Consider the following 24237-nt stretch of genomic DNA (forward strand, 5'->3'; position numbering starts at 1 on the left):
ATTTTACATAAAATACTGGTCTAGTTTCGTGATGTCTTTTTTAAGCAATTTGTCCTTTGATAACTTCAAAAGATATTATTTTTCAGTTGACATACTACCGCAGGTCTTTTTTACCTTTATCATAAGCAATTTTTGCATATAAGCCAAACGATTTATCTTCTAAAAATCAAATAAAGAATTACCGTTTGCATCACTTTCTTTTATATATACCGGCTCCCCAGAAACAGGTGCAATTGGTTGCATAGTTGTTACTGGTTGTGATCCAATTACTTGCGATGGAATTTGCGGTTCTCTATATGTAGATGTTTCAACTTGTTCATCTAATAATAAATCACATAAAGCACGCACAACTAATAAATGTTCTTTTGACTTTTGTCCTTCACTACTTTTTGCCTTCGCAATTTCATTCGCCATTTTATTTAAAACCTTGTCGCTAGATATTTGCATTCCTTCTCACCTCGTACTTTGTAATTCTTTCTCGAATTGCCCCAATTTCTCTACTGAACCAAATACTATTATCATATCACGTTCTTTCAATTTTTCCTGCCCTGCTGGATTATGTATAATATCCCCATTTCTTGAAATCGCTAATATTGTTACATCAAACTGATTCCTTACATTACTCTCTAGTAACGATTTACCAACTAATATTGAATCTTTTCCAACTAGAATTTCTTCAATGACAAATGACTGTTCTATTCCATACAACACTGTATCAATATAATGAACGGTTAATGGATTTGCAATACCTTTTGCGATATGAATACCCGCCATACTAGATGGATTAATAACCTTATTTGCACCGGCACGCCTTAATTTCTCTTCAGTTTCTGGCTTTTCAGATCTCGCCACAATTTTAATCGTATCGTTTAACCCTCTTGCTGTTAATGTAATAAATACATTTTCGGCATCATTTGCAACAATAGCAACTAAACCAGCTGCTTTTAAAATTCCGGCATTATGTAATACTTGATCTTCCGTTGCATCTCCATGTACAAATAAAAGCTTTTCCTGCTCCAATATACTTTCATCTTTATCAACAACGACAAATGGAATATTCTTTTCTTGCAATTCATGTACAACTTGAAGCCCCACTCTACCGCAACCACATACTATAATATGATTTTTCAACTGCGCTATTTGTTTATCCATCTTCTTCCTCCGTACTGCATGAAATAAATTCCCTTCAATAATCATAGCGGCCACTACCCCAATTGCATACGTAACAATACCTACGCCAACAGGAATAATAAGAAGCGCAAATACTTTCCCCGCTTGCGTTACAGGAACAGCATCTCCGTATCCAACAGTCAATACAGTAATCATTGTCATCCAAAATGCTTGAAACAAACTAATCTCTTCAATCGTCATAAATCCTATCGTTCCTAGAATTACAACAAAAGTCATACATATAACTGCTATCCATAATTGCTTACGTGCATTCATACCGTGTTTCAACTCTTTTCTCTATCTACAATCTTTGCCAGTGGAAATAAAATACGTATATACTAGATACGGAATCTATGAAAGAGGTTGATATAATGAAGACATTTCTTTCCGCCTTACAATGGGCACTATTTATTTTAGCTGGAAGCCTTATTGTACCAATTAGTGTCGCAACTAGTTATGGTCTTGATGGTGCTGAAGCTATCGCATTCGTACAAAGAACGTTATTTGTTCTAGGTTTTGCTGGTCTCTTGCAAGCTATATTTGGGCATAAACTTCCTATTCAAGAAGGTCCTGCTGGCCTTTGGTGGGGAATTTTCTCCCTTTACGCAAGTTTAGGCGTCGTGCTATTTGGATCAAGCAATGAGACACTTAAAGTTCTTCAATATGCTTTCTTATTAAGCGGTATTATTTGTATTATTCTTAGCGTTTTTGGACTTATTGATAAACTTGTTCGCTATTTTACACCGACAGTCATTGGAACGTATTTATTTCTTCTTGTCGCGCAGCTTAGTGGCTCCTTCTTAAAGGGAATGTTTGGCCTTGATGGAAAACATACAGAAGTACAACCTAACGTATTTATTCTTTCACTCATTGTTATTTTACTATCCTTTTTCATCATGAAGCTACCTATTATTGGACAATATTCCGTTCTTTTCAGTATCGTATGCGGCTGGATATTATTCGCATGTTTCGGATTATCTAATCCAATAACACCAGTGACAGACATAATCCGTTTTCCATCCTTATTTGTTTTCGGAATGCCTCGTGTTGAATGGAACATGGTAATTACGGTCATTTTCGTTACACTCTTACTTCTAACAAATATGTTAGCAAGTATTCGCGTTGTACAAAAGGTTGTCTCTAAATATGAAGAAAACGCTGCATCAGATCGTTTTAAACAAGCTGGCATTATAACAGGAATCAACCAATTGCTAGGCGGCCTATTTTCAGCTATTGGGCCTGTCGCTATTTCTGGATCAGCAGGTTTTATTGCAACGACTAATATTTATAAACGTCTCCCGTTTATATTAGGGTCAAGCTTTATTATTGTCGTTAGTATATTTCCAAAGATTACTTCATTCTTTGCAGCAATCCCTGTTGCAGTTGGTTATGCCGCTATTTATCCTGTATTCGCAAGCATGATTGGTCTCGCCTTTCGAGAATACGAAACTGTCCAGGATAAAGAACGATTATTTAAAGTAGCTGGTCTTTCAATCTTTACAGGAGTCGGAGTTATGTTTGTTCCAGCAGGAGCATATTCCACACTTCCACCATTTCTAGCATCGTTTTTAAGTAATGGTCTCGTTCTTGGATCTGTAATGGCAATCTTGCTAGAAATACTATTTTCTCGTTCCGCTGCAAAACAAATATCTTAAATTGGAAAACTTCCATTATTGCACTCTATCTTTAGAGTTGTTACGATAAAATCAAACTTTAATCATTGGGGTTTTATTCTTCCCCAATGATTATTAACCAATATTATGAGCAACAACTCATAATAATTTATCTACTTCTTTTCAAAGAGGTTTGATGTCTTACTATTATTCCTCAACATCTTCATGAACATGTATTTTGATTTCAATTAAAGAAAGGAATTTTCTATATGACTTATAAAATGATTGTTTTAGATTTAGATGATACTTTATTACGTGATGACCATACTATTTCACCTCGTACGAAAGAAGCGTTAATGACTGCACAAGAGCAAGGTGTAAAGGTTGTACTTGCTTCTGGACGTCCAACATTCGCAATGCGTACAATCGCAAAAGAACTACATTTAGAAGAGTATGGTAGCTTCATTCTTTCATTTAACGGTGCAAAAATTATTAACTGTAAAACAGATGAAGAATTATTCAGTAGTACGTTATCTCCTGAAATCGTTCACAGTCTATACGATATTAGTAAAGAAGAAAACGTCTGGATCCACACATACATTGGTGACGATATTATTACTGAAAAAAACAACTCTTATACAGAAATTGAAGGTCAAATTACAGGTATGCCAATTGTAGAAGTACATAATCTGAAAGAAGCTGTACAACAACCAGTTGTAAAAGTATTAATGGTAGAAAATCCGGAACACTTACAAATAGTAGAATCAAAACTACAAAAACAACTAGAAGGCCAATTAAGCGTGATGCGTTCGAAACCATTCTTCTTAGAATTTACAGAAGCCGGTGTTACAAAAGGAACGAGCTTAAACAAACTGATTCAAAAGCTTGGCATTAAGCGTGAAGAAGTTATCGCAATGGGCGATAGCTATAACGACCAAGCAATGATTGAATTTGCTGGTCTTGGCGTTGCAATGGGAAATGCACCTGATGATATTAAAGAAATTGCAAACTACGTAACAGATACAAATATGAACGATGGTGTTGCAAAAGTTGTAGAGAAATTCGTTTTAAAAACGGATGTACTTGTTTAATATTTTCATTCACAAAACCTATTTGAAGTCAAATACTTCAAATAGGTTTTTATTTAAATTCTCATGCTTTTGTGACTATATTTTGAACTTTGCACTATTCTCGTAGTGTAAACTTTCTTTTTGTATATAATGAAACAAAATAGACTATTTTATTTTGAAAAAGAATACAAATTTACTATATACAAGCATACGTTAAAGGAGGCTACTTTATGTTATCTACACCAATCGGACGATTAAGAGCAATTGGACTAGTTGAAGGTATTTCTTTCCTATTACTATTATTTGTAGCAATGCCATTGAAATATTTCGCAGGATTTGCAACAGCTGTTAAAATTACAGGCATGGCTCATGGTGTTCTATTTATTCTATTCATCTTTGCAGTAATTCAAGTAACAATCGTACACCGTAAATCAATTTTATGGGCACTTGGAGCATTCGTTTCATCAGTTATCCCATTTGGTACTTTTGTACTAGATGCAAAATTAAAGAACGAGCAACAATGATAATAAAAAGGTAGTTAACAACTGTTAACTACCTTTTCTATTTATAAATTTGGAATTTCCCAATCAATTTCTCTTTCGCCCATATTAGCTAAAATCGTATTTATTTTAGAATATGGCTTACTACCAAAGAAACCACGTCTTGCCGATAATGGGCTTGGATGTACAGATTCGATAATATGATGATTCGGATTCGTAATTAATTTCTTCTTCGCCTGCGCATGGCGCCCCCACAATATGAAAATAACTGGCTTTTCACGTTCGTTCAACAGTTCAATTACACGATCTGTGAAGTGCTCCCATCCTTTTCCCTTATGAGAATTTGCTTCGCCTTGACGAACTGTTAATACGGTATTTAGTAATAATACTCCTTGTTCCGCCCATTTTACTAAATAACCGTTATTCGGGATTTCATAACCATATTCATCTCGAAGTTCTTTATACATATTTAACAATGACGGTGGTGTTTTAACACCAGGTTGCACAGAAAAGCTTAAACCATGCGCTTGATTCGGTCCATGATATGGATCTTGCCCTAAAATGACAACCTTTGTATTTTCATAACTTGTATACTGAAGAGCGTTAAAAATATCTTCTACCTTCGGATAAACAACATGCGTGCTGTATTCTTCTGTCAAAAAACTGGATAGAGTAAGATAATACTCTTTCTCGAATTCTGGTGCCAATAGTGGCTCCCAATCATTCTTTAAAACATTTTCCATACTGTCACTTCCTGTCTAATTAATTCACCATATCCTGTCTTGTAAATACTACGAACGAAATAACAAGAGAAACAACTGCCCAAACAGTTAAATTCATCAAAGAAAATCCCATCGATAAACCTTGTAATGCAGGTAATTTTCCTGATAAATAATCCGTTAATGATAAATTCACACTAAAAATATATTTGGCGCCTTCCCAAGATGTTGCGAACGAGCTTAAAATACCGCCTGCAATTAATGCAGCTAGCATAACGCCCATACCAGCTGGTGTATTACGAATTAAAACAGAGACCATAAATGATATAGTTCCGACAACGATAGCAACAAACCAGGCTAGTCCATACGCCATTAAGATGTATTGCCACTGCGGAATAAGATGTACAAAGTTCGTATTTAACGTTTCCTTATCAATGACGAATCCTGTTAAAACAGGTAAATTCCATCCCGAGTACCCAAATACAAGCCCTGATAATATGTAAGCAAACAAACCTACAAGAAACAGTATGAGCGAAATGAAAAATAACATCGTCACGTATTTACTAAGGAGTATTTTCCAGCGCCGAATCGGCCGCGTAAGTAACATCTTCATCGTCCCATCACTTCGTTCTCCTGAAACGATATCAATGGCGACAATCATTACGAGAAGCGGAATAAATAATGTAATTCCTTGTTCAATAAATGCTCTGACAAAAGTCGGTGCACCCGGTGCCATCGGATTAATATCATGATCTAAATAATATTGTTGTTGCTCAACTCTTACCTTTAACCAATCACGCCATTCTTCTGGCAACCTAGAATTGTTCAACCGGTTCTGAGAATCAACAATTTGCTGTTGCAATGAAACCTTCCAATCAGTTGTACCGAGTCTTTTTTGTGTCGTTTCTATTTCACGATACTGCGCATACACAAAAAGCGGGATCAAGATTGCTAAAATAAGCATGACAACAAAAATACGTTTCTTGCGGTAAATCTTTTCTGATTCATTTAAAACTAGATTCGCAAATTCACGCATGCTGCTCACCCCTTGTGAGTTCAATAAATAAATCTTCTAGCGTAAATACAAGCTCCTTAACGCTATGTACATCTATTTCATTTGCGACAAAGTGTTTATTCCAACTACTTATAGATGCAATATCCATGCGGCATAGTAATCGATCGCCTTCTACACTCACTTCCCTTACTTCTTCGGCCGCTTCTAGCATATCTTTCGCCTTAGAAATCGGTGTAACAATCCATTCTACACGATCACTTGCTGTTTTAATTAATTCTTCAACCTTGGCAACTGTTATCATCTTTCCTTTATGAATAATAGCAACGCGATCGCATATCATTTGCACTTCACTTAGCAAGTGGCTTGAAATAAACACGCTCATATTTTCTTCTTTTACAAGCTTATGTATAAATTCCCTAAGTTCTCTAATCCCTGCTGGATCTAAACCATTCGTTGGTTCATCTAATATGAGCAATTTCGGATTTCCAAGGAGCGCCTGCGCAATTCCAAGACGTTGTTTCATACCAAGTGAGTACGTTTTTACCTTGTCATGAATTCTTTCATCTAAATGAACCATTTCAGCAATTTCAATAATACGTTCATCTGATATATCACCTAACATACGAGCAAATTGCTTTAAATTTTCCCATCCCGTTAAATATGTATACAACTCTGGGTTTTCAACGATACTCCCAATTTGACGCATCGCTTCTCTGAAATTTTCCTTAATCGAATAACCACCGATAGAAATCGTACCTTCTGTCGCCTTAATCAATCCGACTAACATTCGAATGGTAGTCGTCTTTCCAGCACCATTTGGTCCTAAGAACCCGAACACTTCTCCTTGCTTTACATCAAAGGAAATATTCTCTACAAGAGTCTTCTTTCCAATTACCTTCTTCAAGTCTCGTACGGAAAGTATCGTCGTCATTTTACCCCTCCTTGTTCTAGTTTTAATTTACTTACAACATTTTGAACTAAACGTTCTGCCATATACGTATAACCTACTTCGTTCGGATGAAAATGATCAGAGTATAATAAATCTTTCCCGCGGTTTTGGAATAAATCAAATGTCGGTGTAATATACACATTTTTATCGTTTAGCGCCAATTTCTCTAAAGATGCATTCCAGTCCACAACAATGTTTGAAGACCCTTTTAAATCTTCTACATCTTCAAAAGGATTGTATAAACCAAGCCAAAAAATCGGACTATCTGTATTTAATTTACGAATTTCTTCTATAATTTTCTTTGCTTCATTTTGAAACGTCTCTGTGTCAGGACGATACGTCTCTAAATCTATTTTCCCAAGTGATTCCCAGCCTGGGAACAAATCATTTCCACCAATCGTTAACACAATTACATCTGCTTGCTTAATTGAATATTGAGCGCCATTACTTTCAATTTGTTTTAATAAATCGGGCATTTTTGCACCACTAACTGCTAAATTTGTTAATGCAATTTTTTGCTTATAATCTTTTTGTAAATCCTCTTTCATTCGCCCAACATAGCCAATTCCTTCTTTATCACCAACGCCACGCGTTAATGAATCACCTAAACTAACGATTTGTAACGTTCCCGTTTTCTTTTTCTCTTTTGCCACTACATCGGTCTTTTTAATTAAATTTGAAGCTTTCGGATTTAATACATCATTTACACCTGAAACAAAGCCATATGCAAATAAACAGAAAGATGCAATTGTAATGAGTAGAATTACTTTTACTACTTTTGATCTCATATCAAAACCCCTTTTAGCCCTCATAGATTGTCCATAATTATACCAAACGAAATTTTGAAAAGCGATTTTCACACCTTCTCAATTATGTCGTTTCTCTATCTATTAACTCTGGTAATAACTCTATATGCTTCACATCTAATTTCTCTTCATTAATCTTTTCATATAATAATTCAAACGCTTTTACTCCAACGTTTTTACTAGAATGCGAAATCGTCGTTATACCCAATATATCTGCCACCTCTTGATCATCACACCCGATAATCGTAATATCCTCTGGAATACGAATTCCTTGTTTTTTTGCTTCTGTAACCATCCCCGCTGCAATATGGTACAAGATACAAGGAACGCTGTCGGTTTTACTGACATATGAGCCCATTCTCTAATTACATTGCGTCCATCTTCCACTGTAAAACAACCTTCAAATTTCCAGGTCTCTAACGGTGTTACGATACTCTGTTGAAGCGAATCTTCATACGCCTTCTTTCGTCTTTGGCTATTAACACTATTACTTCTTCCAATACAATATCCAATACGTGTATGACCGGCATCTATTAAGCTTTTCATCCCACGTGAAAATACTTTGTAGTAATCGATATGTACACTTGAAATGCATTTTGAATCTATTTCTTCACACATAACAATCGGGCCGAATTTCGTATATTCTTCAAGCTTCTCCTTACTATTTGTCCGAGAACAAATAATAACCCCATCAAGCTTTTTCATTTTTAACATATTCAAAATTTCTAGTTCTCTTTCTTCACTATAATTCGTCTGACAAAGCATCATATTATAATTATTCTTTGCTGTCTCTTTTGATATCCCCTCGATAATAGCGCTATAATATTGATCATTTACGTGTGGCAATAAAACGCCAATTACATTCGTTTTTCCTTTCACTAAATGAATTGCATTCACGTTTTGCGTGTAATTTAATTCTTCTATAATCGCTAAAATTTCTTTTCGTTTCTGTTCATTTACGTACGGATGATTATTTAGTACACGTGAAACAGTTGAAACAGATACTCCAGCAAGTTCAGCAATCTTTCTTATATTTGTCATCTCATTTTCCCCTTCTCACAAAAATTCTCCCTTGACCTGGTAGGCTTTCCACAATATATCCTTTCCTAGCAAATACATTTAGAAAGGATATACAACTATGCTTCGATTCAAATTAGAATATATATTTTTCATTGGCGGTTTACTCATTCTTGCCATCGGTATTAATATGATGACGACAATTACTTCCTTTGGACTTAGCCCTTATGATTCCTTCTTTATTGCACTATATCAAAATTTTGGGATAAGCATTGGTTTTTGGATTTTCATGATTAACTTTGCCTTTACACTTATCGTACTCTTTTGGAATAAAAAACAAATTACAATCGGTACAATTGTAACGATGGTTCTTATTTCTCTTTTTGTTGATTGGATTGGTTCCATTACAACTATTATGGACGCTATCCGCTCTCTTCCAAAATATATAACACTTATTTGCGGAAATCTATTCGTTGGAGCTGGAATTGGTCTTTACGTCTCTACAAACCTTTGTGCAGCGCCTCAAGAAGCTTTCGTTTTAACGGTTGCCGAGAAGAAAAAATGGACGTTTAGAAGAACAGAGATTTCATTAGCCTTTTTATTTTTAACGTTAAGCTTTTTATTAGATGGACCTATCTATTTTGGAACAATCATCTTATCCTTTACAACAGGCTGGATTATCCAAGCATTTATTCAAGTTGGTACGCAGATTTTAAATAGAAAAGAGCCTATTAAGCAAGCTGCTTAATAGGCTCTTTCTGTTTTATGGTAAGAGATACTACTTAGCATCCCCTTCAATTCGATAGTTCGCTTTCAAACAATCTATTTCTTCATACCCTTGCAACGTATGTAGAATATAATCATAATCAGCAAGAGACGCACGATGCGTTACAATTACAATTTCAGCCTTTCCTTTCTCTTCAAGCGGCATTTGAATAATTTTCTCAAAGCTAACTCCGCGCTCAGAGAACAATGAAGTAATTTTTGCAAATACACCAATTTCGTCTTTTACATGCAGTCTTAAAAACTTTTTCACGACAATTTCGTCTGGCTCTTTTAATACTTTTTGATATTGTGGGACTACAGCACTATTTCCTGTTACCCCTAATCTAATATTTTGCATTACAGCAACTAAATCCGAAACAACAGCTGTAGCTGTCGGTAAACTTCCTGCGCCTGGTCCATAAAACATCGTTTCCCCAACTGCTTCACCGTACACATACACAGCGTTATATTCATTTTGTACTGCTGCAAGAGGATGTGTATTTGGAAGTAAAGTTGGTTCAACTGTAACCTCCAATTTTTCACCATCTCGTTTTGCAAGACCAATTAATTTAATTGTATAACCTAAGCTCTTACTGTATTCAATATCTTCCTCTGTAATAGAGGTAATACCTTTTACTTTCACATCTCCAAGCTCTACATTTGTAGAGAAACCGAGGGTAGCTAAAATCGTCATTTTTCTTGCTGCATCTAAACCTTCTACATCTGATGTTGGATCTGCTTCTGCAAATCCAAGTTGTTGGGCTTCTTTTAACACGTCGTTATATGCTCTCCCTTCGTCTGACATTTTCGTCAAAATAAAATTTGTTGTTCCATTTACAATTCCCATTACTTTCGTAATAAGATCTGAAGAATGTCCTTCTACGATACTGCGTAAAATTGGAATTCCCCCTGCCACACTCGCCTCATAGAATAAATCAGCCTTATTATCTTTTGCTGTCGCTAATAATTCAGCTCCATGTAATGCCATTAAGTCTTTATTTGCAGTTACAACATGCTTTCCGCTTTTTAAAGCTTGTAAAATATATGATTTTGCATCATCAATGCCACCCATCACTTCAATAACAACATCAATATTTGGATTATCTAAAATTTCATTTGCATCTTGTGTTAATAGAGTAGAAGGTACCTCTACCTCTCTCTCTTTCTCAATGTTTTGCACTAATACTTTCGTTACCTTCACTGGACAACCTACTTGGTGTATGAGTCGTTCTTGATGATCCGTAATAATACGAACCACACCACTGCCAACTGTCCCAAGACCTAATAACCCAACTTGAATTTCTTTCATAGTACTGTCCACCCCTCAAAAATTGTGTTTAGATGAAATTATATGAGTAAAAAATCTGAAAAACAATGTATTTTGAACATTCGGAAAAATAAAGGTTAATCTTTACAAGGAAAACGTTGCCACGTGTTACACAATCTTTCTTTACAATATATAAGGGGTTTCTTGATACACGTAATAATTCAACCAATTAGAAAACAATAAATTACCATGACTCCTCCACCTAACAAGCGGCTTTTCATCTGGATTATTATGTTTAAAATAGTTTTTTGGCACATCAATATTTAATCCCTTGTCACGATCTCGTTCGTATTCTTGTTTTAACGTCTCACAACTATATTCGCTATGTCCAAGGGCAAACACTTGCCTTCCTTCTAACCCAATAACAAGGTGAACACCTGCTTCTTCAGAGTTTGCTAACAATGTTAATTCTTTCACTCCTCTAATATCATTCTCTCGTACTTCTGTATGACGAGAATGCGGAGCAAAAAACAATTCATCAAATCCTTGTAATAATTTCACATGTTGCTCGCAAACTTCATGTTCAAATACACCGAACACTTTTTCCTTAAGGGGATACTTTGGAACACCATAATGATAGTACAAGCCAGCCTGTGCTCCCCAGCAAATATGGAGCGTAGATGTTACATTCGTTTTTGAATACTCCATAATATGTTTAAGCTCTTCCCAATAATCTACCTCTTCAAAAGCAAGGGTCTCCACTGGCGCTCCTGTAATAATGAGCCCATCAAACTTTTCATTTTCAATATCACGAAACGTTTTATAAAAGCTTGTTAAATGTTCTTGCGTTACATTACGCGATAGATGTGATTCCATATGAAGCAAATGAACATCTAATTGTAACGGTGTGTTTCCAATTAAGCGAAGTAATTGCGCCTCTGTATCTTGTTTCGTTGGCATTAAATTTAATATAGCAATTTTTAAAGCACGTATATCTTGTGTTTCTGCCCGCTCCTTCGTCATTACAAAAATATTTTCTTTTTGCAACACTTTGCGAGCCGGTAAATCTTTATCAATTATGATCGGCATGTGTTTTGCCTCCAACTAGAGCTGCTTCCAAATCTGCAATAATATCAGAAACATCTTCTATACCAACCGATAAACGAATTAAATCAGATGTAACACCCGCTAAACGCTGATCTTCAGCATTTAATTGTCTATGCGTCGTACTAGCAGGATGTATAACGCAAGTTCGTGCATCAGCTACGTGCGTTACAAGAGTTGCTAGTTTTACATTTGCGATCAATTCTTTTGCTGCTTCTAATCCGCCTTTAATACCGAAAGTTAAAACACCACTAGCACCTTTTTTCAAGTACTGTTGTGCTAATGAGTAATTTTCATTACTATCTAAGCCTGGATAATTCACCCATTCAATACGTTCATGATTAGCAAGCCACTTAGCAACTGCAAGAGCATTTTCACTATGACGTTCCATTCGTAAATGCAATGTTTCTAAGCCAATATTGCTAATATATGCATTGAATGGGCTCATACAATTTCCATAATCTCTTAATAGCTGAACACGTGCTTTCACGATATACGCTGCTGCACCAAAGTTTTGAACGTAACTTACACCGTGATAACTTGGATCTGGTTCAACAAGTTCAGGATACTTTCCATTTGTCCAATCAAAGTTTCCACCGTCAATTACAATACCACCTAAGGAGCTCGCATGCCCATCGATATACTTCGTCGTAGAATGAACAATAATATTTGCCCCATGTTCAAACGCCTGGCATAAATAAGGAGTTGCTAATGTATTATCAACGATAAAAGGTACCTCTAATTCTTTAGCGGCAGCTGAAAATTCTTTAAAATTTAAAACATTCATCGCTGGATTTCCTAACGATTCTGCATAGATAAGTTTCGTCTTGTCATTAGCAAGCGCCGTGATTTCATCTGCCGTTAAATTTGGATTAAAGAACGTAACATCAATGCCAAGCTTACGTAAACTCACCCCAAATAAATTAAACGTTCCCCCGTAAACAGTTGAAGAGCAAAGTAAATGGTCTCCACTACTACAAATATTTAAAACTGCGAGCATAATAGCTGCTTGCCCAGAAGCCGTTGCAACAGCTCCTACACCGCCTTCTAAATCTGATAACTTCTGCTCAAATGCTGCTAGAGTAGGGTTTCCAATACGTGTATAAATATATCCTTCTGCCTCTAAGTTAAATAAAGCTGCTAAATCATCCGAAGTATCGTATTTATACGTTGTGCTTTGATAAAGTGGTAAAACACGTGGTTCACCATTCTTTGGCGTATAGCCACCTTGCACACAAATTGTTCCTTTTCCCCATGATTCTCCCATCTCTCATTCTCCTTTCTTTTATACAAAATAAAAAACTGCCCCTTTCCTGAAAACAAGAAAGGAGCAGTTTGAAAACACGCTCTAAAGGCTCTTTCTTATCTCTCAGGATTACTACCTGCAGGATTTGGCACAATTCCGTTATACGGCTGTTGCCAAGGTTTCATCGGGCCTGTCCCTCCACCTTTTCTTGATAAGACTATGCAATTACCGTTGATTTTATAGCAATAATTTCCTAATGTCAAACAGTTTTTCTGAATGTTCTAAAATAAATGTTAACAGTTTCATATAAAGCAACAAAAGAAATATATTCTAGTCTATTTCAAAAAAGACCTTTAAAAACCTCAAATCAGTCTATAAAATTAAATAAGTAATTTAACCTATAAATTCAAATTCCCCAAAAGTTAGCCTATATATTGAATAGGCCATCTTCTCAAAAAGATACTATATATATTCAATCCATTTTTCACTAGTATATTTCACTTTTTTCCCTACTAAGATTTACATAACGGAGGTATAACATGACAAATAAAAAAGATATGCATTACATACTTGCTCTATATGGCATTCTTCTAGGATCTATAGTAGGAGCTACAGTCTGGTTATTTTTAGTCACAATAAATATTGGAATCCACTTTATTTGGGGATACTTGCCTGAAGTTCTCTCTTATCCCTCTTATTACACCCTTTGCGTAACAATAATTGGCGGGGTCCTCGTTGGTCTATCACAAAAATATTTCGGTATATATCCACGCCTTATGCCTGAAGTAATGGCTGAATATAAAAAAACTGGTCGAATCGAATATCGCTTTGTCCATCAGGCTACTTTAACAGCGATTATTGTTTTAATTTTCGGAGCTAGTCTTGGTCCAGAAGCCGCACTAGTTGGAATTATAGGCGGACTGTGCACATGGGTAGGGGATCGCTTTAAATTTGCCTTAAAGGGTATGAATGAGCTAACCGAGATCGGAATTGGCGCTACTTTAAGTGTCATTTTTAACGCACCATTATTCGGTTATTTAGCACCGAATGAAAATGAGGGGGAACAAATTGCTGCTTTTTCTAAAGGAAAAAAGGCAATTGTATACTTAGCTACTACTTTCGCAGGTTTTTCTGTTTATTTACTACTGAGTAAACTTGATAATCGTGGATCCTTTATTGTTGATTTCGGGGAAGGTGCACTTTCTTTCAATGAATGGATTGCATTTCTTCCACTTGCTAGTATCGGCGCTATAGTTGGTTTCTTTTATTTCAAGTTAGAATTCACATTAGAAAAGTTCATTCACCCTTTTAGAGAATACAAGCTGACACTCGGAATTATCGGTGGTATTTTATTAGGAATTGGGGGAACTTTTCTTCCGTACACATTATTTTCAGGGGAACATCAATTAAAAGAATTAGTTGTTGAATGGAGCCATTTATCTTTTTGGATACTACTTCTTTCAGGGATTTTAAAGTTGTGCATTACTGCCGTTTGTTTGAACACAGGGTGGCGGGGTGGACATATATTCCCAATTATATTTTCCGGATCAAGTATTGGATACGCTATAGCATCTATTCTTCCTATAGATCCAGTAGCATCCGTTGCTATCGTAACGACAGCAATTTCGAGCTATGCGTTACGAAAGCCAATAGCTATTACATTGCTATTACTTATGTTTTTCCCGCTTAATTTACTATTGCCAATGCTTGGTGCAGCTGCTATTGGGAATGCCTTTCCACTCCCAAAACATAACGAAAATACAAATTAACAAAAATAGACAGTGTAGACGAAAGCTCCACTGTCTATTTTTTTATTACACATGCTGCTTTAATAACGCTTCTAACTCCTCAAAATTATGCACTTCATATGTCGGTATAATCCCACTATCATTTAACTTCCTTTCTGGATTAAACCAACAAGTATCAATTCCCGCTACATATCCACCTTTAATATCTGCGCTTAATGAATCCCCAATAATCAGCCCTTCTTCAGGTGCAAAGTTAGGAATCCGTTCAAAAACATAATCAAAATACTCTTTCATCGGCTTTTGAAAACCTGTATCTTCCGAAACAAAAACATCTTTAAACAATGAATGTAACCCTGCATTACGCAAACGTTTATCTTGCGTCTTAGAAACACCATTTGTCACTATATACAACTCATACTCCCCTTGAATTTGATTTATAAATTCAAATGCACCTTGCATGAGTTGATTTCCTTCTTCTAAGTAGTTACGATAATTATTTTCGAATAATATTCCATTTACTTCTTCTCCATACTCTTTAAACAACAGAGAGAATCGTGTATTTACAACTTCATTGCGTGATAGTTCACCTTTTTCAAAAGCATCCCAAAGACCTTTATTTATTTTTTTATAACGAGCCTCTATCTCATCTGTTAAAGGGATTCCCTTCTCTTCAAAAAGTACCCGTAAAGCCACTTTTTCAGCCTTTTGGAAGTCTAGTAATGTATCATCTACATCAAATAACAATGTTTTATATTTTTTCATAAATTCATCACACTCTCTTTTCTACAAAAACAAATTTACATAAATCGTATCATTCCTTCTTGTAAAGATAATAGGAGATATCTCATACTATACATAGGGGTGAAAATATGAAAATCAGCAAAAATGAGGAAGAAATTTATCAATACATGCGAATCCATCAATTCCATACCCTATTTTCATTTCATGTCTTGCCATATGTAGAGCTGCATTCTTTTCAAACGAAAGAGATGATATGTAGTGAAGGAAATGCTCTCCCTTATCTCTATTACTTAATTTCTGGGAGAGCCAAAATATATATGAGTCATAAAAACGGGAAGGTTTCATTAATTAATTTTATTCAAGCACCATCTTTTATCGGGGAATTAGGATTAATAGGAGTAGAAAATATTACTAAGTCCGTTGAAGTACTAGAAGATTGTGTGTGTTTGGCACTTCCTCTTAAAGATTGTCAGCAACTTTTATTACAAGATGCAACGTTTTTACAGCACTTATGTAAATTTATTGGAGAAAAGACAATTACTCGCACTGAAAATTACGCAAAAAACTATAGTTATCCTTTTGAAAATCGATTAGCTGCTTTTATTTTATTAACAGAGCAAAATAATTGTTATATAGAAAAGCATACCGAGGCCTCGGAATATTTAAATGTCAGCTACCGTCATCTTTTATATGTATTAAATCAGTTTTGCCAACAAAATTATTTAAGAAAAGAAGGCCGAACATATTATATAAAAGATCGAAATACATTAGAAAAACTTGCTGATGAACTAAAAATATAAAAAAACAGCATTAACATATAAACGTTAATGCTGTTTTTTCGAGTGACGAGTATAATTTTAATTAAAATTTACTTGCTACTTTAGCTGCTTCTTCAAGACCTGCAGCAATAATTTCTTCTGCTTTATCTGGGAATTGGTTATGCCCTTCAATAACTACTGTTTCCATGTTTGTTGCGCCGAAGAAGCCCATCATACTTGCTACATATTTAACAGCCATTTCTACCTCAGCTGCTGGCCCTTCTGAATATACGCCGCCTCGTGCATTTAATAATGCAATCTTCTTATCTCCGATTAGGCCAACTGGACCCTCTGGCGTATATTTGAACGTTTTACCAGCACGGTTTAAATAATCAATATATGTGTGCAATACTGCTGGAATCGTTAAGTTCCATAATGGGAAGCCGAAAACAACTTTATCAGCTTCTAGGAATTGATTTAAATACTTATCAGCAACTGCTACTGCTTTTGCTTCTTCTTCTGTTAAATCAAATCCTTTACCTACCTTGAATGTACCATTGATCATGTCTACGCCTACGTATGGTAATTCTTCTTTATATAAATCAAGTTCTACTACTGTATCATTTGGGTGTGCTTCTTTATAGTTCACTAAAAATGCCTCATATAATTTTACACTAACTGCTTGTTCCGCTGGACGGTTATTTGCTTTAACGAATAAAACTGTTGCCATTATTTATTCCTCCTAGTACTCACTCTTATGTTGTTATATGCTTTCAAAAAAGGTATCCCTTGTAATTGTTGTTTTGTTGCTTACAAACATATTTTATCTTTATATAAAGACAATTTCGTCCTCACATAGACGTATTTTTCCATAAAAAAAGTCCACCTTCTAAAGGCGAACTTGGTCTTACGACTTTCGTCTTATACAATTCCATTTTTAACTGCATATAATGCCGCTTGCGTACGATCAGATAAATTCAACTTACTCAAAATGCTACTTACATGCGCCTTAACCGTCTTTTCTGTAATAACTAAAACAGATGCAATTTCCTTATTGCTCATCCCTTTCGCTAATAGCTGCAATACTTCATTTTCTCTCGCTGTTAGCACATCCACTTGAATAGAAGGTTCTTCTTCCTTTTCTTCTACAGGTAATGTTTGAGAGAGAAGAGCATTTGCTATATCCGGATGTAATTGAATATTACCTTTATATGCACTTCGAATAGCCTCAACAAGCTGATCTGGTTCTACATCTTTTAAAATATACCCACTTGCTCCAGCCCTTAATGCAGGTAACACATGCGCCTGATCAGAAAAGCTAGTTAATACAATTACTTTCACATTTGGATACTCTTTTTTTATATATGCCGTCGCCTCAACACCATCCATTTCAGGCATATATAAATCCATTAATATAACATCGGGATTTGTTTCTCCTACTTTCACTAACGCTTCTTTCCCATTATTCGCTTCTCCAACTAACTCTAAATCTTCCTGTGTACTTAAGAAAAATGCTAATCCTTTTAAAACGACTGTATGATCATCAACTAACAATACTTTTATTTTCACAAACTTCCCTCATTTTCACATCATAATGGTACATTTACTTTTACGCTCGTTCGTTTATTACTACTTACAATTTTAATTGTTCCACCAACTAATTCTACTCTTTCACGCATCGTAGTCATACCTAGTGATTTCTTTTCTTTTATATTCTTTTCCACAAAGCCCTTTCCTTGATCAACTATTTCTAATGATACATTTTTCTCATTCACTGTAAAATAAATCGTCGCTTCTTTTACACCTGCATGCTTACTTACATTGTTCAGTGCTTCTTGGCCTATGCGCCACAAAGCTTCTTCTACTACACGAGGTAAATCACGAACACCCGTAACTTGCTCCCTAATTTTCAGTCCCAAATTTTCACCGTACTGCTTTAGAGCTGGCAATAATCCTTTTTCTAATCCTGCCGGACGAAGCTGCCAAATTAATGTCCTCATTTCTTTCAAAGCTCCTTGCGCAAGTTCACGCATCTCATGCAAAGATTGATCTACCTTTTCATTTTTACCTTTTAAAACTGCCTCGGCGCCTTTTGTCATGAAGGTTAATGAAAATAATTTTTGCGAAACAGAATCATGTAAATCTCTTGCTAACCGATTTCTTTCTTCCATTCGTACAAGTTCACGGCGCTGCTCGTTTAACCTCAAATTCTCTATTATTAACGAAACATGGTTCGATAATGCTTGAATTACATCTATTGTATTAGCATCAAACTCTCCATTATTCAAACTAACACATAAAACACCAAATATATGGCTTTGAATATGTATTGGTGTAGCAATAACAGCTCGATTTAGATGTACATTATGTTCTATTTGATGTTTTATTAGAACTGGTTCATCTTGTTCTAACGCCTTCTTGGCCGCCTCTTTTACATCCTCTTGTAACTCTTCCTGAACGTAAGACGCTCGCAGAGATAATTCTTTTTCCTCCCTAATAAAAAGCGCTACTTGATTCCATTGAAATACTTCACCTACGTGATTTACCACCTTTTCAGGTAGTACATTAAACTTATGAATCATTTTTAAATCTTGAATGAAACGCTCTAATTTCACATAATAATGTGCTCTTCTCTTTTCATTTTCATATAATTTTGTTCGCTTTAAAGCCGTACCAATTTGGAAGGCAACCGATTGGAGTAATACTAATTCTTCTTCTGAAAAATGTGTTTTACCCGGACTTGCAACATTTAACACCCCAAATTTTTCTCCCCCAGCTTTTAAAGGAACCGTAGCATGATGAAGAATGCCCTCCGTATCCCCCCAATTATATTCAATTGCATTATTAATTCTTTTACATTCAATAATATTAACGGCTCTCTCTAATTTTCCATCTACAAAACCTCGTAAACACCAACATTCACCTTCGCACATCGGGCGTTTATTTTTATATGTAAGTGCCTCTGGTAATTGATAATCAATTAACTTCGTATACTTCCCATTTTCATCCGCAAGAAAAATCCATCCTGTCGTTAAACCTGTTACACTTAGCAATTTCTCGAGGACAGCTTGCAATACATGATATGTATCATTTGATGTATTTAATGTTTCTGCAATTTCCTTTAATATAACTAATTCATTCGTACGATTATCTCGAAACATACTCATTCTCCTGCATACAAGATTTTAAATAGCTCTTAAAATAAATCATCTACTTTTCACTTTGTACTTATTCGTAACATTGATATAATGGTGAAAACATAGTTTTCATTATATCACTCGAGGGGGCTTTCATAATGACATTAAATAAAGCACTTACTATCGCTGGTTCTGACACAAGTGGCGGTGCTGGTATACAAGCAGATTTAAAAACATTCCAAGAACTGGGCGTATACGGAATGACATCTCTTACAACAATCGTAACGATGGATCCACATAACGGTTGGGCACATAACGTATTTCCAATCCCAGCTTCTACATTAAAACCACAATTAGAAACAACAATTGAAGGTGTTGGCGTAGACGCTTTAAAAACAGGTATGCTTGGATCAGTAGAAATTATTGAAATGGTTGCAGAAACAATCGAAAAGCACAATTTCAAAAATGTAGTAGTTGACCCTGTTATGGTATGTAAAGGTGCAGATGAAGCATTACACCCTGAAACGAACGATTGCTTACGTGACGTTCTTGTGCCAAAGGCATTAGTTGTAACGCCAAACTTATTTGAAGCTTACCAATTAAGCGGTGTGAAAATTAATTCTCTTGAGGACATGAAAGAAGCAGCGAAGAAAATCCACGCTTTAGGTGCCAAATACGTACTAATTAAAGGCGGAAGCAAACTTGGTACGGAAACTGCAATCGACGTCCTATATGATGGAGAAACATTCGATCTTTTAGAATCAGAAAAAATTGATACTACAAATACACACGGCGCAGGTTGCACATATTCTGCTGCAATTACAGCAGAACTTGCAAAAGGAAAACCTGTGAAAGAAGCAGTAAAAACTGCTAAAGAATTCATCACAGCTGCTATTCGTTACTCATTCAAAATTAACGAATACGTAGGTCCAACTCACCATGGTGCATATCGTAAATTCGTTGTATCAAAAGAACTTGTCTAATATATAAATAAAAACACTCACAAGGTTCATACATTGCCTCTGTGAGTGTTTTTTATAAGCTTTATGTCTTCCGGTCATCTTATCTTTAAGATGCAGAGCTGACCTTATTTCTACCATTTCGTTTCGAGTAGTATAACGCATCATCCGCCGCTTGAATAAATTGCTCTGATGCCCCTTCATACTCTGAAACCCCTACCGAAACTGTAATTTTTATTTTTGTTCCATCTAACAATTCAAATGAATGTTTTTCAACAGCTATACGAGTTTGTTCCCCAACATGAATTCCATAAGCTATTCCTTTCCTTGGTATCAAAAGCGCAAACTCCTCTCCACCCTTTCGAAAAACCAAATCCGGAAATGCTGACATTTCTCGCAAAATATGCCCTACTTGTTTTAACACTTCGTCTCCCGCTGGGTGCCCATACGTATCATTTACATGCTTAAAATGGTCAATATCTATAAGTAGTAAACAAAGTGAATCATTTTTCAAGTGTTTATTACTAATATGACGATTCATCTCTAAATCAAACTGTCTTACGTTTCCTAGACCTGTCAATGCATCTATCGTTGCGTATTGCTTCATCGTTTGAAATAGCTCATTGGATTGTAAAACATAATTTGCACTTATGAATGTTATGTAACCTGTAATAATACTAGAAATTAAATATAATCCCACTATGTGGATCTCTTTAATTAACCATATATATAACGCTGGGATTAGAATAGATAAAATATATGCGTGTAACCATACCCACTTTTCCCCTAAAGAAAGCTTCATACGCGAAATAAAGATACTCCCTATTCCTATCGCAATGATTGTATAAAAGGCCACTTGAGAAGCTAATGAATAATCCATAAACAACAGTCTAGTTACTAAAATCATAATAATTGTTATGGTACTCGCTATCGGCCCTCCAATAATAACAGCTAGAATAACAGCTAAGTAGCGTAAATCCAATAGGATGGTACCAACACGAACACCGAAATACATTAGTAATATACCTAGTATCCCAGTAAAAATGCCTACTACACATTTCTGCTCAAAAGAGAATCCTTCTTTTAACGGCTTATCTCTTAAAAGCTGACCTCCAACAAAAATAAAGGAAAGAATAATTGTTGTATTTACAAATAAGTCCTTTAACATAAAATGATCTCCTTACTTTTCTATCTATCCCTTTCCTTACTTTATTGTATACGAAATCCCTATAATTCCCAAAGTTTTTATTTATTTTTTGCTGTTCCACGTGAAACAGCAAAAAAATAAAAAGGGCGAAAACTCGCCCTTTTTCATTAACAACAGCGTGATATTTTTCCACCCTTTGCGTTAAATCTTGCTTCTTGTGCCTCAGCAAAAAATTGCTTTTGACATAAAACCTCTTCTTCAGGATGATGCTTTTTCATATGCTCCACATATACTTCATAACTTGGTACCCCAACGAGCAAACTAATAAAGCGTTTTCTTTCCCTCCATACTTGCCACAGCTTTTTAAGCATAGTTCCTCGACTCACTTTCATCTCTCGGAATATATGGTGCCTCCTTTAACGGCATTGGCTTATTTCTTAATACTTGTATCCAAATTCGAAGTGCTGAAATTAACACAGCGATTACAACTATCATAAAAATCCCACAAATCGCTGCATCAATATAATCATTGAAAATAATTTGCTTCATTTGAGCGACATTTTTAGCTGGCGCTAACACTTTTCCCTCATCTAATGCTCTCTGAAATACCTTTGCATGCGATAGAAATCCAATTTTAGGATTTTCATGAAATAGCTTTTGATACCCGGCCGTCATTGTTACAATCAGCAACCCGACAGTTGGAATAAGTGTTACCCAAACGTACGCCTTTTTTCCCATTTTGAACAAAATTGTCGTTCCAAGTAATAATGCAATACCTGCTAGCATTTGATTTGCAATACCGAAAAGTGGCCATAATGTATTAATTCCACCGAGCGGATCTATTACCCCTTGGTATAAGAAATATCCCCACCCTAATACACATAATGTTGTAGCGATTACATTCGCTAATGTAGAATCCGTTTTCCCAAATGGCTTATATACATGCCCTAAAATATCTTGAATCATAAATCGGCCGACACGCGTTCCGGCATCAATCGTTGTTAAAATAAATAGGGCTTCAAAGAGAATCGCAAAATGATACCAAAATGCCATCATGGCCGTTCCACCTATTACTTGTGAGAAAATATATGCCATACCTATCGCTAATGTTGGCGCACCACCTGTACGTGATAAAATCGTTTGCTCTCCAACATTTACAGCGAGATCTTTTAGTTCATTTGGTGTAATAGCAAATCCCCATGAGGAAATAACTTGAGCTGCCTGCGAGACATCTGTACCGATAAGTGCTGCGGGACTATTAATTGCAAAATACGTTCCCGGTGTTAATACACAAGCTGCAATCATCGCCATCGCTGCTACAAACGACTCCATTAACATTGCTCCATAACCGATTGGCTGTGCGTGTCCCTCTTGCTCAATCATCTTCGGCGTCGTACCTGATGAAACAAGAGCATGGAATCCAGACACTGCACCGCAAGCAATAGTAATAAATAAGAATGGGAATAAGTTTCCAGAGAACACAGGACCAGTTCCATCAATAAATTTCGAAACTGCTGGCATTTGTAAATCTGGTGCTACAATTAAGATACCGATTGCTAACCCTACAATTGTTCCAACTTTTAAAAATGTACTTAAATAATCACGTGGTGCTAAAAGCATCCAAACTGGTAATGCAGATGCAATAAATCCATATACAATAAGCATAATAGCAATTGTTTCACCACTAAATGTGAACATACTTGCAAGTGTTGGATTTTCTGCTACATACTGTCCTCCAACAAGAGATAAAATAAGTAGGATAATACCGATTACTGATCCTTCTCCAACACGACCAGGCCTAATATAGCGCATATAAACTCCCATTAAAATAGCGATAGGAATCGTTGCTGCTATCGTAAACATTCCCCAAGGACTTCCGATTAGTGCCTTTACTACGACCAACGCTAATACTGCTAATAAAATAATCATAATTCCTAAAATACCTATCATTGCAATTAGTCCTGTAACAGGTCCAATCTCATCTTTAATCATTTCTCCTAACGATTTACCATTACGTCTCATTGAAGCAAATAAAATAACAAAATCTTGGACAGCCCCCGCAACAACTACCCCAACAATAATCCAAATGGTCCCTGGTAAATACCCCATTTGTGCCGCTAAAATCGGTCCTACTAAAGGTCCCGCTCCAGCAATCGCTGCAAAGTGATGTCCAAACAATACCCACTTATTTGTTGGAACATAGTCTTTCCCATCATTTAATGTATGGGCTGGTGTTTGCCGATTATCATCTAAATTAAAAACCTTTCTCGCTATAAATCTACTATAAAAGCGATAAGCAACTGCATATACACATACGGCAGCTACTAAGAGCCATACAGCATTAATGGTTTCACCTTGTGATAAAGCTATTACCCCAAAAGCACCTGCTCCTACTGCTGTAATAACGCCCCAAAGTAAGATCGATTTCAATGTCTTCACATACAATTCCCCCAATACTATTTCTTAGTGGAGATTGTACTAAATTTTCTGAATATTTAACTTGAAT

At 35.7% G+C, this 24237-nt stretch carries 23 protein-coding genes, 1 pseudogene and 1 riboswitch; of the genes and pseudogenes, 7 read left to right on the forward strand and 17 right to left on the reverse strand.

Translation table 11 applies throughout. The features are described 5' to 3' along the window. Positions 1-159: 159 nt before the first annotated feature. Positions 160-447 (reverse strand): YwdI family protein, encoded by a 288-nt coding sequence (locus MR168_RS08370; RefSeq protein ID WP_001167364.1) that lies wholly within the window; start codon positions 445-447, stop codon positions 160-162. Between the two features lie 6 nt (positions 448-453). Then, entirely contained in the window at positions 454-1446 is a 993-nt protein-coding gene (locus MR168_RS08375) for a potassium channel family protein (RefSeq protein WP_000993980.1), read from the reverse strand. Positions 1447-1541: 95 nt separating this feature from the next. On the opposite strand from MR168_RS08375, the gene MR168_RS08380 reads away from it, so the two are divergent. The 3 genes from MR168_RS08380 to MR168_RS08390 all read left to right on the forward strand — a co-directional run bounded on the left by MR168_RS08380 (position 1542) and on the right by MR168_RS08390 (position 4377). Continuing rightward, positions 1542-2825: a purine/pyrimidine permease gene (locus MR168_RS08380; RefSeq protein WP_000847034.1), complete on the forward strand. Its 1284-nt coding sequence runs from the start codon at positions 1542-1544 to the stop codon at positions 2823-2825. A gap of 227 nt (positions 2826-3052) precedes the next feature. Next, positions 3053-3874, forward strand: a complete 822-nt coding sequence (locus MR168_RS08385; RefSeq protein ID WP_086411421.1) for a Cof-type HAD-IIB family hydrolase — start codon at positions 3053-3055, stop codon at positions 3872-3874. Positions 3875-4083: 209 nt separating this feature from the next. Next, complete coding sequence (locus tag MR168_RS08390) at positions 4084-4377, forward strand: DUF3817 domain-containing protein (RefSeq protein WP_000953396.1); 294 nt, start codon at positions 4084-4086, stop codon at positions 4375-4377. A gap of 41 nt (positions 4378-4418) precedes the next feature. On the opposite strand, the gene MR168_RS08395 is transcribed toward MR168_RS08390, so the two are convergent. The 5 genes and pseudogenes from MR168_RS08395 to MR168_RS08415 form a co-directional block, all read right to left on the reverse strand. Next, positions 4419-5096 carry a uracil-DNA glycosylase gene (locus MR168_RS08395; protein ID WP_000432519.1) on the reverse strand — a complete coding sequence of 226 codons (678 nt, stop codon included), beginning with the start codon at positions 5094-5096 and terminating at the stop codon, positions 4419-4421. A 19-nt stretch (positions 5097-5115) separates the two neighbouring features. Continuing rightward, positions 5116-6108 carry an ABC transporter permease subunit gene (locus MR168_RS08400; protein WP_001206477.1) on the reverse strand — a complete coding sequence of 331 codons (993 nt, stop codon included), beginning with the start codon at positions 6106-6108 and terminating at the stop codon, positions 5116-5118. Beyond that, positions 6101-7018: an ABC transporter ATP-binding protein gene (locus tag MR168_RS08405; protein WP_000207717.1), complete on the reverse strand. Its 918-nt coding sequence runs from the start codon at positions 7016-7018 to the stop codon at positions 6101-6103. Before MR168_RS08405 ends, MR168_RS08400 begins: the two co-directional genes overlap by 8 nt. After that, positions 7015-7896 (reverse strand): SGNH/GDSL hydrolase family protein, encoded by an 882-nt coding sequence (locus tag MR168_RS08410; RefSeq protein WP_002022849.1) that lies wholly within the window; start codon positions 7894-7896, stop codon positions 7015-7017. The genes MR168_RS08405 and MR168_RS08410 overlap by 4 nt, the downstream gene beginning before the upstream one ends. Positions 7897-7906: 10 nt before the next feature. Then, positions 7907-8883, reverse strand: a pseudogene (locus MR168_RS08415) (LacI family DNA-binding transcriptional regulator). Between the two features lie 97 nt (positions 8884-8980). Between MR168_RS08415 and MR168_RS08420 the strand changes: the two are divergent. Next, positions 8981-9607 carry a YczE/YyaS/YitT family protein gene (locus MR168_RS08420; protein WP_000943411.1) on the forward strand — a complete coding sequence of 209 codons (627 nt, stop codon included), beginning with the start codon at positions 8981-8983 and terminating at the stop codon, positions 9605-9607. Between the two features lie 30 nt (positions 9608-9637). Here the strand turns inward: MR168_RS08420 and MR168_RS08425 are convergent, their stop codons facing one another. The 3 genes from MR168_RS08425 to MR168_RS08435 all read right to left on the reverse strand — a co-directional run bounded on the left by MR168_RS08425 (position 9638) and on the right by MR168_RS08435 (position 13262). Then, entirely contained in the window at positions 9638-10933 is a 1296-nt protein-coding gene (locus tag MR168_RS08425) for a homoserine dehydrogenase (RefSeq protein WP_242291233.1), read from the reverse strand. Between the two features lie 141 nt (positions 10934-11074). Next, the gene (metA, locus tag MR168_RS08430) at positions 11075-11980 is read right to left on the reverse strand and encodes a homoserine O-acetyltransferase MetA (protein ID WP_086411422.1); all 906 of its coding nucleotides are present in this window, start codon (positions 11978-11980) and stop codon (positions 11075-11077) included. Then, positions 11964-13262: a bifunctional O-acetylhomoserine aminocarboxypropyltransferase/cysteine synthase gene (locus tag MR168_RS08435; protein ID WP_006921972.1), complete on the reverse strand. Its 1299-nt coding sequence runs from the start codon at positions 13260-13262 to the stop codon at positions 11964-11966. The genes metA and MR168_RS08435 overlap by 17 nt, the downstream gene beginning before the upstream one ends. A 92-nt stretch (positions 13263-13354) precedes the next feature. Then, positions 13355-13459: riboswitch (SAM riboswitch) on the reverse strand. Positions 13460-13780: 321 nt separating this feature from the next. On the opposite strand from MR168_RS08435, the gene MR168_RS08440 reads away from it, so the two are divergent. Beyond that, positions 13781-15010, forward strand: coding sequence for a chloride channel protein (locus tag MR168_RS08440; protein ID WP_086388876.1), 1230 nt, complete (start codon positions 13781-13783; stop codon positions 15008-15010). A 45-nt stretch (positions 15011-15055) separates the two neighbouring features. Here MR168_RS08440 and MR168_RS08445 read toward each other — a convergent pair whose 3' ends face one another. Beyond that, complete coding sequence (locus MR168_RS08445; protein WP_000760196.1) at positions 15056-15751, reverse strand: YjjG family noncanonical pyrimidine nucleotidase; 696 nt, start codon at positions 15749-15751, stop codon at positions 15056-15058. 107 nt (positions 15752-15858) lie between these two features. Between MR168_RS08445 and MR168_RS08450 the strand changes: the two genes are divergently transcribed. Next, positions 15859-16530, forward strand: coding sequence for a transcriptional regulator YeiL (locus tag MR168_RS08450; protein ID WP_006921968.1), 672 nt, complete (start codon positions 15859-15861; stop codon positions 16528-16530). A gap of 61 nt (positions 16531-16591) precedes the next feature. On the opposite strand, the gene MR168_RS08455 is transcribed toward MR168_RS08450, so the two are convergent. The 3 genes from MR168_RS08455 to MR168_RS08465 form a co-directional block, all read right to left on the reverse strand. Beyond that, positions 16592-17218 carry an FMN-dependent NADH-azoreductase gene (locus MR168_RS08455; RefSeq protein ID WP_000246744.1) on the reverse strand — a complete coding sequence of 209 codons (627 nt, stop codon included), beginning with the start codon at positions 17216-17218 and terminating at the stop codon, positions 16592-16594. 191 nt (positions 17219-17409) lie between these two features. Next, a complete protein-coding gene (locus tag MR168_RS08460) occupies positions 17410-18057 on the reverse strand; it encodes a response regulator (protein WP_000695799.1) in 648 nt (215 codons plus the stop codon). A gap of 20 nt (positions 18058-18077) precedes the next feature. Further along, positions 18078-19649 carry a GAF domain-containing sensor histidine kinase gene (locus MR168_RS08465; RefSeq protein WP_242291234.1) on the reverse strand — a complete coding sequence of 524 codons (1572 nt, stop codon included), beginning with the start codon at positions 19647-19649 and terminating at the stop codon, positions 18078-18080. A gap of 134 nt (positions 19650-19783) precedes the next feature. On the opposite strand from MR168_RS08465, the gene pdxK reads away from it, so the two are divergent. Then, positions 19784-20608: a pyridoxine/pyridoxal/pyridoxamine kinase gene (gene pdxK, locus MR168_RS08470; protein ID WP_000174252.1), complete on the forward strand. Its 825-nt coding sequence runs from the start codon at positions 19784-19786 to the stop codon at positions 20606-20608. An 85-nt stretch (positions 20609-20693) separates the two neighbouring features. Here pdxK and MR168_RS08475 read toward each other — a convergent pair whose 3' ends face one another. From MR168_RS08475 to cstA, 3 genes are all read right to left on the reverse strand, one after another. After that, complete coding sequence (locus tag MR168_RS08475; RefSeq protein WP_086411424.1) at positions 20694-21752, reverse strand: GGDEF domain-containing protein; 1059 nt, start codon at positions 21750-21752, stop codon at positions 20694-20696. A 146-nt stretch (positions 21753-21898) separates the two neighbouring features. Next, positions 21899-22102, reverse strand: a complete 204-nt coding sequence (locus tag MR168_RS08480) for a YbdD/YjiX family protein (RefSeq protein WP_000914505.1) — start codon at positions 22100-22102, stop codon at positions 21899-21901. Next, on the reverse strand, positions 22095-24170 hold the full coding sequence (cstA, locus tag MR168_RS08485) for a carbon starvation protein CstA (RefSeq protein WP_086411425.1): 2076 nt from the start codon (positions 24168-24170) through the stop codon (positions 22095-22097). The genes MR168_RS08480 and cstA overlap by 8 nt, the downstream gene beginning before the upstream one ends. Positions 24171-24237 lie beyond the last annotated feature (67 nt).

It is taken from the genome of Bacillus cereus group sp. BfR-BA-01356 (assembly GCF_022663635.1).
Lineage (GTDB): Bacteria > Bacillota > Bacilli > Bacillales > Bacillaceae_G > Bacillus_A > Bacillus_A cereus.

Coding starts and splice junctions, on each gene's coding strand:
- MR168_RS08370 (WP_001167364.1), bottom strand. CDS start 447: ATGCAAATATCTAGCGACAAGGTTTTAAATAAAATGGCGAATGAAATT.
- MR168_RS08375 (WP_000993980.1), bottom strand. CDS start 1,446: ATGAATGCACGTAAGCAATTATGGATAGCAGTTATATGTATGACTTTT.
- MR168_RS08380 (WP_000847034.1), top strand. CDS start 1,542: ATGAAGACATTTCTTTCCGCCTTACAATGGGCACTATTTATTTTAGCT.
- MR168_RS08385 (WP_086411421.1), top strand. CDS start 3,053: ATGACTTATAAAATGATTGTTTTAGATTTAGATGATACTTTATTACGT.
- MR168_RS08390 (WP_000953396.1), top strand. CDS start 4,084: ATGTTATCTACACCAATCGGACGATTAAGAGCAATTGGACTAGTTGAA.
- MR168_RS08395 (WP_000432519.1), bottom strand. CDS start 5,096: ATGGAAAATGTTTTAAAGAATGATTGGGAGCCACTATTGGCACCAGAA.
- MR168_RS08400 (WP_001206477.1), bottom strand. CDS start 6,108: ATGCGTGAATTTGCGAATCTAGTTTTAAATGAATCAGAAAAGATTTAC.
- MR168_RS08405 (WP_000207717.1), bottom strand. CDS start 7,018: ATGACGACGATACTTTCCGTACGAGACTTGAAGAAGGTAATTGGAAAG.
- MR168_RS08420 (WP_000943411.1), top strand. CDS start 8,981: ATGCTTCGATTCAAATTAGAATATATATTTTTCATTGGCGGTTTACTC.
- MR168_RS08425 (WP_242291233.1), bottom strand. CDS start 10,933: ATGAAAGAAATTCAAGTTGGGTTATTAGGTCTTGGGACAGTTGGCAGT.
- metA (WP_086411422.1), bottom strand. CDS start 11,980: ATGCCGATCATAATTGATAAAGATTTACCGGCTCGCAAAGTGTTGCAA.
- MR168_RS08435 (WP_006921972.1), bottom strand. CDS start 13,262: ATGGGAGAATCATGGGGAAAAGGAACAATTTGTGTGCAAGGTGGCTAT.
- MR168_RS08440 (WP_086388876.1), top strand. CDS start 13,781: ATGACAAATAAAAAAGATATGCATTACATACTTGCTCTATATGGCATT.
- MR168_RS08445 (WP_000760196.1), bottom strand. CDS start 15,751: ATGAAAAAATATAAAACATTGTTATTTGATGTAGATGATACATTACTA.
- MR168_RS08450 (WP_006921968.1), top strand. CDS start 15,859: ATGAAAATCAGCAAAAATGAGGAAGAAATTTATCAATACATGCGAATC.
- MR168_RS08455 (WP_000246744.1), bottom strand. CDS start 17,218: ATGGCAACAGTTTTATTCGTTAAAGCAAATAACCGTCCAGCGGAACAA.
- MR168_RS08465 (WP_242291234.1), bottom strand. CDS start 19,649: ATGTTTCGAGATAATCGTACGAATGAATTAGTTATATTAAAGGAAATT.
- pdxK (WP_000174252.1), top strand. CDS start 19,784: ATGACATTAAATAAAGCACTTACTATCGCTGGTTCTGACACAAGTGGC.
- MR168_RS08475 (WP_086411424.1), bottom strand. CDS start 21,752: ATGTTAAAGGACTTATTTGTAAATACAACAATTATTCTTTCCTTTATT.
- MR168_RS08480 (WP_000914505.1), bottom strand. CDS start 22,102: ATGCTTAAAAAGCTGTGGCAAGTATGGAGGGAAAGAAAACGCTTTATT.